This window comes from Pseudomonas sp. GNP013 (assembly GCF_054343995.1).
Map to the genome: position 1 here is coordinate 2,240,581 of NZ_JBTGUT010000001.1, position 13,582 is coordinate 2,254,162.

Annotated in this window: 12 protein-coding genes; 6 read left to right on the top strand and 6 right to left on the bottom strand. The window is 60.9% G+C overall.

Going from position 1 to position 13,582, the window contains the following annotated elements; all coding sequences use genetic code 11:
• Positions 1 to 149 precede the first annotated feature (149 nt).
• Positions 150 to 686: a DUF4946 domain-containing protein gene (locus ACXX81_RS10005; RefSeq protein ID WP_458572575.1), complete on the top strand. Its 537-nt coding sequence runs from the start codon at positions 150 to 152 to the stop codon at positions 684 to 686.
• A gap of 111 nt (positions 687 to 797) precedes the next feature.
• Here ACXX81_RS10005 and ACXX81_RS10010 read toward each other — a convergent pair whose 3' ends face one another.
• A complete protein-coding gene (locus tag ACXX81_RS10010; RefSeq protein WP_209982044.1) occupies positions 798 to 1,163 on the bottom strand; it encodes a histone-like nucleoid-structuring protein, MvaT/MvaU family in 366 nt (121 codons plus the stop codon).
• Between the two features lie 196 nt (positions 1,164 to 1,359).
• Positions 1,360 to 2,901, bottom strand: a complete 1,542-nt coding sequence (locus ACXX81_RS10015; RefSeq protein WP_209982041.1) for an EAL domain-containing protein — start codon at positions 2,899 to 2,901, stop codon at positions 1,360 to 1,362.
• 401 nt (positions 2,902 to 3,302) lie between these two features.
• Between ACXX81_RS10015 and hppD the strand changes: the two genes are divergently transcribed.
• The gene (gene hppD / locus ACXX81_RS10020) at positions 3,303 to 4,379 is read left to right on the top strand and encodes a 4-hydroxyphenylpyruvate dioxygenase (protein WP_209982039.1); all 1,077 of its coding nucleotides are present in this window, start codon (positions 3,303 to 3,305) and stop codon (positions 4,377 to 4,379) included.
• 49 nt (positions 4,380 to 4,428) lie between these two features.
• Here hppD and rarD read toward each other — a convergent pair whose 3' ends face one another.
• Positions 4,429 to 5,310, bottom strand: coding sequence for an EamA family transporter RarD (rarD, locus tag ACXX81_RS10025; protein WP_209982037.1), 882 nt, complete (start codon positions 5,308 to 5,310; stop codon positions 4,429 to 4,431).
• Between the two features lie 107 nt (positions 5,311 to 5,417).
• Complete coding sequence (locus ACXX81_RS10030; protein WP_231421297.1) at positions 5,418 to 6,728, bottom strand: MFS transporter; 1,311 nt, start codon at positions 6,726 to 6,728, stop codon at positions 5,418 to 5,420.
• A gap of 160 nt (positions 6,729 to 6,888) precedes the next feature.
• Between ACXX81_RS10030 and ACXX81_RS10035 the strand changes: the two genes are divergently transcribed.
• Positions 6,889 to 7,995 carry a sugar diacid recognition domain-containing protein gene (locus ACXX81_RS10035; RefSeq protein WP_458571604.1) on the top strand — a complete coding sequence of 369 codons (1,107 nt, stop codon included), beginning with the start codon at positions 6,889 to 6,891 and terminating at the stop codon, positions 7,993 to 7,995.
• A 91-nt stretch (positions 7,996 to 8,086) separates the two neighbouring features.
• Positions 8,087 to 9,250 carry a glycerate kinase gene (locus tag ACXX81_RS10040; protein WP_458571605.1) on the top strand — a complete coding sequence of 388 codons (1,164 nt, stop codon included), beginning with the start codon at positions 8,087 to 8,089 and terminating at the stop codon, positions 9,248 to 9,250.
• Here the strand turns inward: ACXX81_RS10040 and ACXX81_RS10045 are convergent.
• Positions 9,223 to 10,812 carry an alpha/beta fold hydrolase gene (locus tag ACXX81_RS10045; RefSeq protein WP_209982028.1) on the bottom strand — a complete coding sequence of 530 codons (1,590 nt, stop codon included), beginning with the start codon at positions 10,810 to 10,812 and terminating at the stop codon, positions 9,223 to 9,225. The two genes, ACXX81_RS10040 and ACXX81_RS10045, sit on opposite strands and share 28 nt — an antisense overlap.
• Before the next feature lie 177 nt (positions 10,813 to 10,989).
• On the opposite strand from ACXX81_RS10045, the gene ACXX81_RS10050 reads away from it, so the two are divergent.
• Positions 10,990 to 11,502 carry a GNAT family N-acetyltransferase gene (locus ACXX81_RS10050; RefSeq protein ID WP_209982025.1) on the top strand — a complete coding sequence of 171 codons (513 nt, stop codon included), beginning with the start codon at positions 10,990 to 10,992 and terminating at the stop codon, positions 11,500 to 11,502.
• Positions 11,503 to 11,610: 108 nt separating this feature from the next.
• Positions 11,611 to 12,105 carry a hypothetical protein gene (locus ACXX81_RS10055; protein WP_322213585.1) on the top strand — a complete coding sequence of 165 codons (495 nt, stop codon included), beginning with the start codon at positions 11,611 to 11,613 and terminating at the stop codon, positions 12,103 to 12,105.
• A 5-nt stretch (positions 12,106 to 12,110) separates the two neighbouring features.
• Here ACXX81_RS10055 and ACXX81_RS10060 read toward each other — a convergent pair whose 3' ends face one another.
• Positions 12,111 to 13,511: a DUF1254 domain-containing protein gene (locus ACXX81_RS10060; protein WP_231421294.1), complete on the bottom strand. Its 1,401-nt coding sequence runs from the start codon at positions 13,509 to 13,511 to the stop codon at positions 12,111 to 12,113.
• Positions 13,512 to 13,582 lie beyond the last annotated feature (71 nt).

Consider the following 13,582-nt stretch of genomic DNA (forward strand, 5'->3'; position numbering starts at 1 on the left):
CGGTCCCTTGGCTTGCGGCAAGCGTCCGTGCTGCGCGGTCATGATACGCAAGGCCCGCCGGCAGCGCCAAAAGAAAAGGTCACGCAGGCCTTGCGAGTCGCGGGGGTGGGGGCTCAGACTTTGACGCCTGAACCTTGGGCGTCTTTGCAATGATCCAATTACCTAAACCGCTGTTGAGTGTCCTGTGTTTATTGTTGGCCAGTCCGTTGGTAGGGGCGGCCGACCCGGAAGTTCACTGGCCCAGTGGCTGGCAGATAGAGGACGTGGCGCCTGACGCCCAGGCGCCCTCGGCCGCCTCGAGCGTGTCGCGCCAACGGGCAATCAAGAACGACGAAAAGGGTGCGACCCTGATGGCCATGGAGCTGACCGCTACGCCGATTGAGGCGGGGCATAAGGTCAATCTGCAAGGCGTGTTGCTGGAAATGCGTAAATCCATCCAGAAGGATTTCGCCCAGGGTGGTTATCAAAGTGTGTGTACCAAAATTCACGCCAGCACATTGAGCCGTCTCGATGCACTGGAATCTACCTGCGTGATTACCGAGAACGGCAGGCATGTGCTGTCACAAACATTGGTCGGCGCTGTCGATGCCGATAAGGCCTATGTATTTTCATTTGCGGGTCAGGCCCAGGCTTATGAAGCGAGCAAGGATGAAGTCAATTCAGTGCGCAGCACGCTGAAACTTTAAGTGTGGGGTACTTATCGATTTTGAACAAAATGAAATAATATTTAAGTTCGCTTTCGAACCCTTGAATAAAAAAGCCCCGCTTAAGCGGGGCTCTTTGTTAGTGCGCTGCGATCAGCCGCGCAACCAAGAGTCAACAGTGGCAGCGCCATACTGTTCTTTCCAGGCTTTAAGGCCGCGATGGTTGCCGCCCTTGGTTTCGATCAGCTCGCCGGTGTGCGGGTTTTGGTACACCTTGACCACCCGTGCACGGCGCTGTTTGGGGGCGGCGGCGCCTGCCGTGCCGGCCTTGCCCGGGTTTGGATCGAGGATGGAGATGATGTCGCGCAGGCCTTTGCCGTAGTGCTTCATGAGCGCCTGGAGTTTTTCTTCGAATTCGATTTCTTTCTTCAGGCCGGCGTCGTTCTTCAGGGATTCCAGCTGGGCGAGCTGTTCTTGAAGGGCTTTTTCTGCTGCGCGAAATTCGGCGAGTCTGGACAAGATCTTTACTCCAATAGTGTATGTGGCTGACATCAACTGCAGACAAAGCAATAAGCCAAAAGCGGTAAGGCGACTCAAGTAAGATGGCGTCTGCGGGTGCTGCACAGGCACGAAAAATTGTAGTAGTTAATCTGTCTTGAGTAAATCAAGTCTTTTGTCTTAACTGCATTATTTCACATCGCCCGTCACTGACTATTCAATGGCGAACCAGGGATTTAATGAATTCAGCGCCGGGCAAAGGCCGTCCGAACAGATAACCCTGCAGGAAATCCACACCGTGGGCGGCGAGGTATTCGCACTGTTCGGCAGTTTCCACGCCTTCGGCAACGATAGCCAGGTCGAGCTTTGCAGACAGTTCGATGATGCTGTCGAGAATGTGGCGGGAGAGCGCGTCGACGCCGATCATGGCGACAAAACTCTGATCGATTTTCAAGTAGTCAACGTGGAAGTTGCGCAAGTAGCCCAGGCTGGAATGCCCGGTGCCGAAGTCGTCTATGGCGATCATCACCCCCAGTTCATGCAGCGCATTGAATAATCGACGGGTCACATCGGTAGGCTCGATCAACTCGCGCTCGGTGAGCTCCAGCACCAGCGTCACGTGACCGGGTGGGAAGGCGGCAAGAAATGCCCGGCAATCCTCCACCAGCTCCAGATTGCGGCAATGCCGGGCCGTGATGTTCACCGCGATGTGAAAGCCGGGAGTGAGAAGCGCGGCGTGCGGTGCCAGTTGTTCGGCAGTCTGGCGCAGCAGGGCGCGGGTCATCGGTACGATCAGGCCGCAATCCTCGGCCAATGGAATAAACAGGTCGGGCCGTACCAGGCCTTCCTTGGGGTGCTGCCAGCGCATCAGCACTTCGCAGCCTGCCCATTCGCGGGTATCGCCGCGCACCACTGGCTGGAAATACGCGAGAAACTCATTGGCGCCCAAGGCGCGCCGCAGCTCATGGGTGGGCCGCGACACGCGTTTTTGCAGGCCATGTGCGAGCAGGCCCGCCAACAGGCCAAAAAACAGCACCAGGCTGAACATGGCCGGGTAGCGCGCCTGCATGTAGCGCCAGACTTCACCCGCCGGCAGGCCGGCGTCGACGCTCAATCGATAGCGTTCGGAAGCAAGATGGTGATGGGCCACGGCAAACGTCGGAACCGCAGTGGCGTGGGCTTTGCCGTCGTCCCCCAGCCAATTGTGGCCCACGCGCAGCACCATTTGTGCATGGCGGCTGAGCAGGCGCAGGGTATTGGTCAGGTGGTAGCCATCGATTGAGGCGAAGGCGGCCCGGTCACCATCGACCAGCCGGTACACCAGCAATGCTGTGTCCGGCGTCACCGGGTTGCCTTTCATCAGCCACAGTCGCCCATCCACGTAGTCGGCCGGGTTGATGCGTGACACGTGATCGCTGCCGAACAGTGACGTGCAGTAGATGTTTTCCTGCCAGGACAAGGTCGTTGCGCGCACAAACGGCCTCCGCGTGACCTGCTCGCGCAGCGCCAATTGCACCGCCTGGTCGCAGGGTTTGCCAGCCAACGGCAGCAGCGCCTGGGTGGCGAGTGCGGTTTGGTCGAGCATCAGTTCGAATTGGCGCACCGCTTCCTGGGCGGCTTGCACCGTGTTGTGCTTCAGGGTGCGCTCGGCTTGCCAGTGCAGGATGAACACACCCAGCACAATGGGCACCAGCGCACAGAAAACGCTGATGGAATGGCGGGCGAGGGGCTTGCGCGGGCCTTTGACGGATAAGGGCATAAGCGGCCTGTCAGGCGAGTGGGGGCGCCAGGAGGCCGGCGGCAATATAGCGATGATAGATGCCTGGGCTGAAATATGCTTGCCGCGCAGCAGGCCAACATTGTATCGAGTGCCGTTACAAACCCCTTGCACGGGGCAGGGCATTGGCGATCTGATAAGACTGCGGACAAACAAGGTTACGCTGTGTAGAATCGATTTACGCATACAAGAATATGGACTTGCGCTCACGCAAGCCTCTGCCGTCAGAGACTGATGACACCATGAAGCTACTCGGCTCCCCCCTCATCTTCGGTGACTTCCTCGCCCGCAGCGTGCGAGGCCTCTCCTGCGCGCCGCCCTCAATCCTCATCCCTGCTCGCCACTGAACAATTGCCAACCACCCGCATGATGAGGCGCCGACCATGGCAGACCACTACGAAAACCCGATGGGCCTGATGGGCTTTGAATTTATCGAATTCGCATCACCGACCCCAGGCATCCTGGAGCCGATCTTCGAGATCATGGGCTTCACCCAGGTAGCCACCCACCGCTCCAAGAACGTGCACCTGTTCCGCCAGGGCGAGATCAACCTGATCCTCAACAACGAACCCGACAGCCTGGCCTCGTATTTCGCGGCCGAACACGGTCCGTCGGTGTGCGGCATGGCGTTTCGCGTCAAGGACTCGCAAAAGGCCTACACCCGCGCGCTGGAACTGGGTGCCCAGCCGATTCATATCCAGACCGGTCCGATGGAACTCAACCTGCCGGCCATCAAAGGTATCGGCGGCGCGCCGTTGTACCTGATCGATCGCTTCGGCGAAGGCAGTTCGATCTATGACATCGACTTCGTCTACCTCGACGGCGTGGAGCGCAATCCTGTCGGCGCTGGTCTCAAGGTCATCGACCACCTGACCCACAACGTGTACCGCGGCCGCATGGCCTACTGGGCGAACTTCTACGAGAAGTTGTTCAACTTCCGTGAGGCGCGCTACTTCGATATCAAGGGCGAGTACACCGGCCTGACGTCCAAGGCCATGAGTGCGCCGGACGGCATGATCCGTATCCCGCTCAACGAAGAGTCGTCCAAGGGCGCGGGGCAGATCGAAGAATTCCTGATGCAGTTCAATGGCGAGGGCATCCAGCACGTGGCGTTCCTCACCGACGACCTGATCCAGACCTGGGACGCCTTGAAGCGGATCGGCATGCGCTTCATGACTGCGCCGCCGGACACCTACTATGAAATGCTCGAAGGCCGCCTGCCCAACCACGGCGAGCCGGTCGACCAGTTGCAAGCGCGCGGCATCCTGCTGGACGGTTCGTCGATCGAAGGCGACAAGCGCCTGCTGTTGCAGATTTTCTCGGAAACCCTGATGGGGCCGGTGTTCTTCGAATTCATCCAGCGCAAGGGCGACGATGGGTTTGGCGAGGGCAACTTCAAGGCGCTGTTCGAGTCGATCGAGCGCGACCAGGTGCGTCGCGGTGTGTTGAGCACCGACTGACGCATAAATAAAAAGCCCGGCGTCGGCCGGGCTTTTTATTGCCTGCCATTCACGCCCGACGCTGGCGCACCAGGTGCTTGAAGCCTTCGAACACCAGCACCATCACCGCGATCCAGATCGGAATGTAGGTCAGCCATTCGCCCGGTTTGATGCCCTCGCCGAGCAGCAGTGCCACCACCAGCAACAACACGGGTTCAACGTAACTGAGCAGCCCGAACAGGCTGAACGCCAGCAGTCGACTGGCAATGATATAGCTCACCAGCGCCGAGGCACTGATCAGCCCGAGTATGGGGATCAACGCGTAGAGTTTCGGGTGCGTATCCATCACCGCAAACCCCTGTTCACCGCTCTGCACGAACCACCAGGCGACCGGCAGCATCAGCGCCATGTCCAGCCATAGCCCGCCCAGGTGGTCGGTCTTGAGGTATTTGCGGATGATGAAATACAGCGGGTAGCCGATGATCACCACCAGCGTCGCCCAGGAGAAGCCTCCGGCCTGGAACACCTCGTTGAGCACCCCGAGCCCGGCGAAGAACACCGCAATTTTCTGCAGATAAGACAACTGCTCGCCCCACACCAGGCGCCCGGTGAGCACCATGGTCAGCGGCAGCAGGAAATAGCCCACCGACACGTCCAGGCTGCGTCCGTTGAGCGGCGCCCACATGAACAGCCACAACTGCACACCAAGAAACGTCGAGGACAGCATCGCCCCGACAATCAACTGTGGCTGGGCCGCGATCCTGCGCAACAACGCCCATGCACGCCGCCACTCGCCGGTGACGATCATGAACACGGTCATGCAGGGCATGGTCAGCAGCATGCGCCAGCCAAAAATTTCCAGGCCGCTCAACGGCGTCAGCAACGACGTGAAGTAGTACATGACGGCAAACAACACCGACGCCGATACGGATAACACAACACCTTTAGACACGCTGCCCTCGCGCAAACCGTTCAATCCAATTTCAAGCGTAGATTATGGTGGTTTTAGCGAAGCAGCGTCGCGCTATTTTGGGGCGTTTTTGACGGCTCCCGGCCGGCTCAGGCCTTCAGGCTGCGGGTCATGCGCAAAGCCAGCACACTGCCCGCCACAATCACCGCCGCCAGCAGGTACAACGCCATATCCGTGGACCCGGTGGCATCCTTCACAAAGCCGACGATATACGGGCTGAGGAAGCCAGCCATCTGGCCCATGGAGTTGATCAACGCCAGGCCGCCCGCCGCCGCGCCTGCACTGAGCATGGCGGTGGGCACCGGCCAGAACATTGGCAGGCCGGTGAGGGCGCCCATGGTCGCAATGCTCAGGCCGAGGATCGCGATTGCCGGCGTGGTGGCGAAATTCACCGCAATCACCAGGCCGATGGCGCCCATCAGCATCGGCACCACCAGGTGCCAGCGCCGCTCCTTGCGCAAATCGGCGGAACGCCCCACCAGTAGCATGAACACCGCCGCCAGCAGATAAGGAATCGCGCTCAGCCAGCCAATCACCAGGTTATCGCTGAATCCCAGGTTCTTGATGATCGACGGCAGCCAGAAGTTGATCGCGTAAACACCGCTCTGGATACAGAAGTAGATCAGGCCGAACGCCCAGATGACCGGGTTCTTGAACACCTCAGCCAGCGAATCGGTGCTGGTTTTCGGCTTGTTCGCCAGGTCTGTGGCCTGGTCGGCCTCCAGCACCGCACGCTCGTGGGGCGTGAGCCACTTGGCATGGGCAAAGCTGTCGCTGAGCAGGAAGTAGGCGAGGGCGCCGAGTATTACAGTGGGAACGCCCTGCAACAGGAACATCCACTGCCAGCCCGCAAGGCCGCCCTGGCCGGCGGCGAAATGGTTGAGGATCCAGCCGGAAAAGGGGCTGCCAAGCAGGCCGGACACCGGGATTGCCGACATGAACAAGGCCATGATGCGCCCCCGGCGGAAGGTCGGGAACCACTGCGAAAGGTACAGCACCACGCCCGGAAAGAAGCCCGCTTCGGCGGCGCCGGTAAACAGACGCAGGGTGTAGAAATGCGTGGGCGTGGTGACGAACAGCAGGCAGGTCGACAGCGTGCCCCACACGATCATCATCAGTGCGATCCAGCGCCGCGGGCCGAACCGCGTCAGCGCCAGGTTGCTCGGCACGCCGCACAGCACGTAGCCGATAAAGAAGATCCCGGCCCCCAGGCCGTACACGGTTTCACTGAACTTCAACGCGTCGAGCATCTGCAGCTTGGCAAAGCCGACGTTGACCCGGTCAAGGTAGTTGAACAGATAGCAGATGAAGATGAAGGGGATCAGGCGCAGGGTGACGCGCTTGTAGATGGCGTTTTTTGCGTCATCGGTGGCCGGTGCTGCAGCGGCGCTCTGGGACATGGCGGTCTCTCTTTATTATGATTTTTTGCGATGCGCAGGTAACGTTGATCGCCCAACGAGTCTCGGCCAACGGGCAGGCTGCTGTCTTTGTGCCCGCGCACAGTCAAGCATGCGATGCGCTGTGCCGATGAACAACCTCGCTTTCAAGGAAAACAGCCCCATGTTCGAGCTTGATCATGACCTGGCACAGGATATCGTCGATCGCACCATGGCGATCCTGCCCTATAACGTCAATGTCATGGACAGCCAGGGCCTGATCCTTGGCAGCGGCGAGCCGGAACGCATCAACACCCGTCACGAAGGCGCGCAGCTGGTGCTGGCCAACGGCCGCGTGGTGGAGATTGACACGCAGACCGCCAAGCACCTCAAGGGCGTGCAACCGGGCATCAACCTGCCGCTGCTGCATGATCAGCGCCTGATCGGCGTGCTCGGCATCACCGGCGAGCCGCAAGGGTTGCGCACCTACGCCGAACTGGTGCGCATGACCGCCGAAATGCTGGTGAGCCATCGTCATCAGCAAATCGAGCAACAATGGCGACGTCAGCGCTGCGATGACCTGCTGGCGCTGCTGTTGGCCGACAACGGCGACTCGCCGCGCCTGGTGGATGAGGCGCAACGCCTGGGCCTCAAGCCGCAAGCGGCGCGCATGCCGTACCTGTTTGAGCTGGGGGCCGGGCAATCGGCTCAGGACTTGAGTGCCTGGCTGGCCTCACGCTACCCGGACAGCTGGTGCGTGAGTTCGGCGCCATCCTCACTGCTGTGGTGCCGGCCCGCCGCCGTGCTGGTGGATAATCCACGCCTGCTGGAAAAACTCGACGGTCTGGGCTGGAACGTCCTGCGCGTGGCCATTGGCGGGCAGGCCGAGGGGCTGGCCGCATTGCGTCGTTGTTACCGCCGCGTCGGCGATCTGCTCGCCTACGGCCGCGATGTGCTGCCGCAATCGCGCGTTCTTACCCTCAACCGCTACCGCCTGCCGGTGATGCTCTGGCGCCATCGCCACGAAGACGCGCTGGATGAGCTGCTCAACCCGCTGCGCCAGGTGCTGGCCAGGGACAACAATGGCCAGTTGCTGGCCACGCTGCGCAGTTGGTGCGAACACGACGGGCAGAGCCAGGCCTGTGCCGACGCCCTGGGCATCCACCGCAACAGCCTGCGCTACCGCATGGAGCGTATCGCCGAACTCAGCGGCGTTGACCCGCTGACCCTGGACGGCATGCTCGCGCTGTATCTGGGTGTGCAACTGTTGCCCCAGCCATTGTCACAATGAACAACAAACCTGCGCCGCACTTGTGCATCGGACAGGCGTCATGACCGGTGGCAACTGGCAGCATGGGCGTTATAAAAACCGGAGAACGCCCATGAAAATCATCATCGCCCCTGACTCGTTCAAGGACAGCCTGAGTGCTGCAGGCGTGGCCCAGGCCATTGCCGAAGGGCTGGCCCAGGTCTGGCCGACTGCCGAGCTGGTTCAATGTCCGATGGCGGACGGCGGTGAAGGCACGGTCGATGCCGTGCTGGCTGCGTGCAACGGCGAGTTGCGCAGCCAGACGGTTCGAGGGCCATTGGGCGGCACGGTTGAAGCCCGTTGGGGCTGGCTGGCCGACAGCCACACGGCCATCATCGAAATGGCCGAGGCCAGCGGCCTGCAACTGGTCGCGCCGGGCCAGCGCGACGCCTGCTCCAGCACCACTTACGGCACGGGGGAATTGATCCGCGCCGCACTGGATCTCGGCGCGCGGCGCATCATCCTGGCCATCGGCGGCAGTGCGACCAATGATGGCGGCGCCGGGGCGATGCAAGCCCTTGGTGTGCAACTGTTCGACGCGGCAGGCCAACAATTGCCCCCCGGCGGCCTGGCATTGGCGCAGTTGGCGCATATCGGCCTGGACAACCTTGACTCGCGCCTGGCACAGGTGCGTTTTGAAATCGCCGCCGACGTGAACAACCCGCTGTGCGGCCCGCACGGCGCTTCGGCGATTTTTGGTCCGCAGAAAGGCGCCAATCCCCGGCAAGTCCAATACCTGGACGCCGCGCTCGGTCATTTCGCCGACCACTGCGCCAGCGTGCTGGCCACCGACGTGCGCGACGAGCCCGGCAGCGGCGCCGCCGGCGGCCTGGGCTTTGCCGCCAAGGCATTCCTGAGGGCGCAGTTTCGGGCGGGAGTGGAGGTAGTCGCCGAACTGGTCGGCCTGGACGCCGTCGTGTGCGGCGCCGACCTGGTCATCACCGGGGAGGGCCGTTTCGACGCGCAGACCCTGCGCGGCAAAACGCCGTTTGGGGTGGCACGCATTGCCCAACAGCACAGCGTGCCGGTGATCGTGATCGCCGGCACCCTGGGTGATGGCTATGCGCAGATGTATGCCCACGGCGTGGACGCAGCCTTTGCCTTGCCGTCAGGACCCATGAGCCTGGAGCAGGCCTGCAGCGAGGCGCCACGCCTGTTGCGCGAGCGCGCATCGGATATCGCACGGGTGTGGCGACTGGCGGCGCCGGTTCAATCTGCACCGAAGCAGATCAGATAACGTTCAGGCTTGCGTCCGTATGCCAGGTAATCACCGACACTCTTATTGACGCAGGCGCTGCTGTCGGAAAAAGACACACCATGCTGATAGCTGCCCTTGAGCAACGTCATGTGGGTGTTGGGCAAGCTTTTGAAGGCTTTCAACGCGCCCGCTGCCGGTGTCTGGTCGTCAAATTCGGCCTGGACCATCAGGATGCTGTGCACGTGCTTCAGGTTTTTCACGGGAACACCGTTCAATGGTTGAACACTCCACCCAGCGCAGTGCGCGGCCTGGAAAAAGCTGCCGCCCACCGGGTACTGGGTGGCGTAGCGGTTGCCCTTGTCGGCCCAGAATGCCTCGCCCGCCGCTGGTGTGTCATTGCATAACACCGTGCTGCGTACAGAGGCCGTCGGCGTGAGCTTCAGCGGACCGGGTGCCAGACCATTCCAGGGTTCAGGGTTGCGGATGAGCGTAAGCAAGTGCATGAACGCACTTTTAGCAGACTGATCCACCTCGGTGTCCGGGCTGAATCGGTGGGTGCGTGCCCTGGACAGAAGGTGGGTGTCATTGGTGTCGGGCGTTTCTCGCAACCATTGACTGAGCAAGCGTGCTGCCATCAGATACTCTGCAGAACTGTAAAGCTCATTGTCCGAACGCAGTGCCGCGCGGACCTCGGGTAACAGTTCGAGGAAAATGTCACGTATGGCCTTGGGATCGTTGCCCATCTGATAGACCTGCGGGCGGCGGGCGGCGGGCTGCGCAACAAAACGTTCGAATATCTTTTCCTTCTCTGGCGCCTGGATTAATGAGGCGTCCTGGAAAGTCGATGTCCAGTCCGTGTTCGAATCGAGCACCATGCGACCAACGTGCTCGGGGAACAGTCCCGCATACCAGGCGCCCAGCCAGGTGCCGTAGGAATTACCCAAATAATTGAGCTTTTTCTCCTTGAGTAAAACGCGCACGAACTCCATGTCACGCGCAGTCTGAGCGGTATTGATATAGGGCGCCAGGCGCTGACTGGCGCAGCCACGGGCCAGTACGGCGGCGTTGTGTTGCAGGGCCATCAGGTTGGCGGGGCTGCGGTCTTCAGTGATGTCGTTGTGCGCGACGATCAGCTCATCGGATTGGCACACCAGCTGCGAATCTTTCGTGCTGCCCATTCCCCGGGGCGTGAGACCGATAACGTCAAAGGTGTCGGTCAGATGCCGATACGCCTCGCCGTCGGGCTTTTCGCCGTAGTTTTTCCAGATTGAAGCCAGCAGCACCGCAAAGCCGTCTGCTTCAGCACCGGGGCCGCCCGGGTTGGTGAATATCGCGCCTTCTCGCTTGCCTGGCTGGCGCGCGGTCACCCGCGTGATATCCAGGTCGAGGGTGCCGAGCGAAGGTTTCAGGTGATTCAACGGCACGCGGACGATGCCGCACTGTGTTCTGGCAACGACTTCCGGGTCCAGGCCGCGGATAGGCCGTGCGTCGCAGTCGGGGAGCCATCGAATATTTTCCGCCTGTTTTCTGGTCGCACAGGCTCCGCTGGTCATTAGCGCAATGATAATAAGGCTGCCCAATACTGTTCGTTGCTTGCTCACTGTTTGAAGACCCGGCTGTGGTTGGATGGCCGGGAGTATTACAAGGTCGGTCTGGCCGTGAATGTAGGAAAACACAGCGCTTGTTACCGGCAGGCTCCGGGAACGTACGGCACTTTCCTTTGCGCCGACTTGCGCCCTACACTGGGCGGCCATGTGTCTTTCAAAGGATGAAACACAATGCATGCGCCTGAAACCCCGATCGTGATCCAGCGCTTCACCGAGGCCCATCTGGAAGGCGTCACCGCCCTCTATAACGAGCCGGCGGTGTGCAGGCAGGTGCTGCAGATGCCCTTCCAGTCGGTCGAAGCCTGGCGCAAACGTCTGGTGCTGGATAACGAGCGCCGACTCCAGCTGGTTGCGCTGCATGGCGGCGAGGTGGTTGGCCAACTTGGCCTGGAGCAGTACCTGCGGGTGCGCCAGAGCCACGTCGGTTCGTTCGGCATGGGCGTGGCGACGGCCTGGCAAGGCAAGGGAGTGGGCTCCCGGCTGCTGGCGGCCGCGCTGGACGTGGCCGACAACTGGATGAACCTGCACCGGGTGGAACTGACGGTGTATGCCGACAACGAAGCCGCGCATCACCTGTACCGCAAGTTCGGCTTCGAGGTGGAAGGGCGCTTGCGCGACTACGCCCTGCGTGACGGTGTGTTTGTCGATACGTTGAGCATGGCGCGTCTGCGCAGCTCGATCTGATCCGCAAACAGCCGACCAAATGCCCCGAACAGTTTTTAAGCCGTACGCCATGTGGGCGCATCTGCCATGATCGGGCTTCGCAACTTGGTTCACCCAAGGATTTCCGAAATGGACGATGTACACCAATTGGGCGAGATGCTTCGTCACTACGCTGATAGCGAAGCGCATAAAAAACAGCTGTTCGATGTGCAGTCGGCGCGCTGGGCGCACAAACTCGGCGAGCTGTTCCAACTGATTGAACAGTGGCTGGAACCGGTAAAGCGCGCCGGATTGCTGGAGGTGAGCCGTGAAGCCTACGTCGCCAGCGGCCCGAGCGCAGCTGCACAGGCATCGGCCTTCAACACCGAAAAGCTCACTGTGCTAATCACCGGCAAAACCGTAGAGTTCGTGCCGGATGTAATGGGAGCGGGCGGGTTGATCTCCGTGGCGGTGACGGGCCTGACCGCGACGCGCCATGGCAGCATATCGCTGGTGCTGCCGGCGGACAAAAACGATTGGCTATGGAAGAAAACCAATGGCCTGAAAGACCCGGACACCTATGCCTTCGATGCCAACTTTCTGGCATCGCAGCTACAAAGCCTGATTCCCCGCGAACGCGCCTGAAGCGTCTATTTCAACGGCGTCAATGGAGGCAGTTTCCATTGCCCATTACCCACTTCGGGTTTGGGCAGGTACACCCGCAGCACCGCATAGAACGGGCCTGGTGGCGCCGGCAGCCAGTTGCTCTGTTCGGCCTTCGGTGGTTCGTGGTGCTGCAGCGCCAGGGTCAGGCCACCGTCAGCGTCGCGCTTGAGGGCGGGCAGCATGCGTGAATTGATCAGGTAGCGCTTCTTGTGGTTCGGCACCAGCAAGCGGGTTTTGGCGTCGTACATCGTCAGTGACCAGAACGCATCGGCGGGCGGCAACTGGTCCTTGGCAAAATGCACCGTGTAGCTGTGACGTGCACCGTTGGCCGGTTTGCCTTCGCTGTCGACGACGTATTTGAAGTAGGCCGCTTCATCACTCGAGTTGCCGAACAAGCCCGTTTCGGCACCGGCGTAGCGGTACAGGTAATTGTTCTGCAGGTGGTCGCGGCTGCCGTAGAGGTCTGCGCTGGTGACCTGACGGGTCTCGATTTTGTCTTTCTTGAACGCAGCGAACTCGGCCTTGGCGTCGGCGATGCCGTCTTCCAGCGCCTTGCGTTGCTCAGCCGTCAACTGTTTGACCTTGAACGGCGCGCCGGGGGCGATGCCGATGGTGGCAAAGCGCGCGAGCATCTCCTTTTCACTGTCCTGGGGCGCGGCAAAGGCCAGCATGAAGTTCAGATAGCGAAACAGCTGCGGGCCCTCGGTCATGGTCGCCATCGGCTTGGGCCACTCGACCTTTGCAACCTTGGGCGGCGCGGCCTGTTTCACATAGCTGCTCAGCGCCTGCACCTTGTAGCCTTCCTGGATCTGCCTGACCTTGTTCAGGTCCTTTTCATCGAACAACTGCGTGCGGTAGAGGGCGTAGGCGATATTGCTCTCGCTGTAGAGCACTCGGTCGACGTCCACCGGCTGCTGACCTTTCCAGTCAGGCCCGGCGATCATGTAGTGACCGCCGTTGTTACCCGTGCTGCGGGTGCCCAGGTAGGCGAAGTTCTGCGTATACAGGTCGATCAACTGCACCGAGTAATAGCGGTCGTCTTCGATTTTGGGCAGGGTCAGTACCAGCGGTTCCCTGCGCAGGTCCATCCATACGAAGGAGTAGGGCGTATCTGCGTTCGGGCTGGGGAACGCAGCGTCCCTGGGCGTCACCACCTGCGCGGCATTGCCGATCTGGTTGAACGGTGCCTTGTAGTTGACGCCGCCCTTGTCCACCGCCTGGGTGTAGAGCGTTTTGTACATTTGCACCACCGGGAAGCCATACAGGTAGGCTTCCTTGGCGATCGCCCGCGCTTGCGCCGGCGTCGCCGTGAAGTCGGCCCATGCGCCGGTACTCATGAGGAGGGAGAGGCTCGCCAGCACCAGGCGCGCAGGTTTTCCGATCATGTTGTTGCGTCCTTCCAGAGTTCTTTTGACTGACGGGAGATGAAGGCGACGAGTTTCCCGTTTTATTGGGC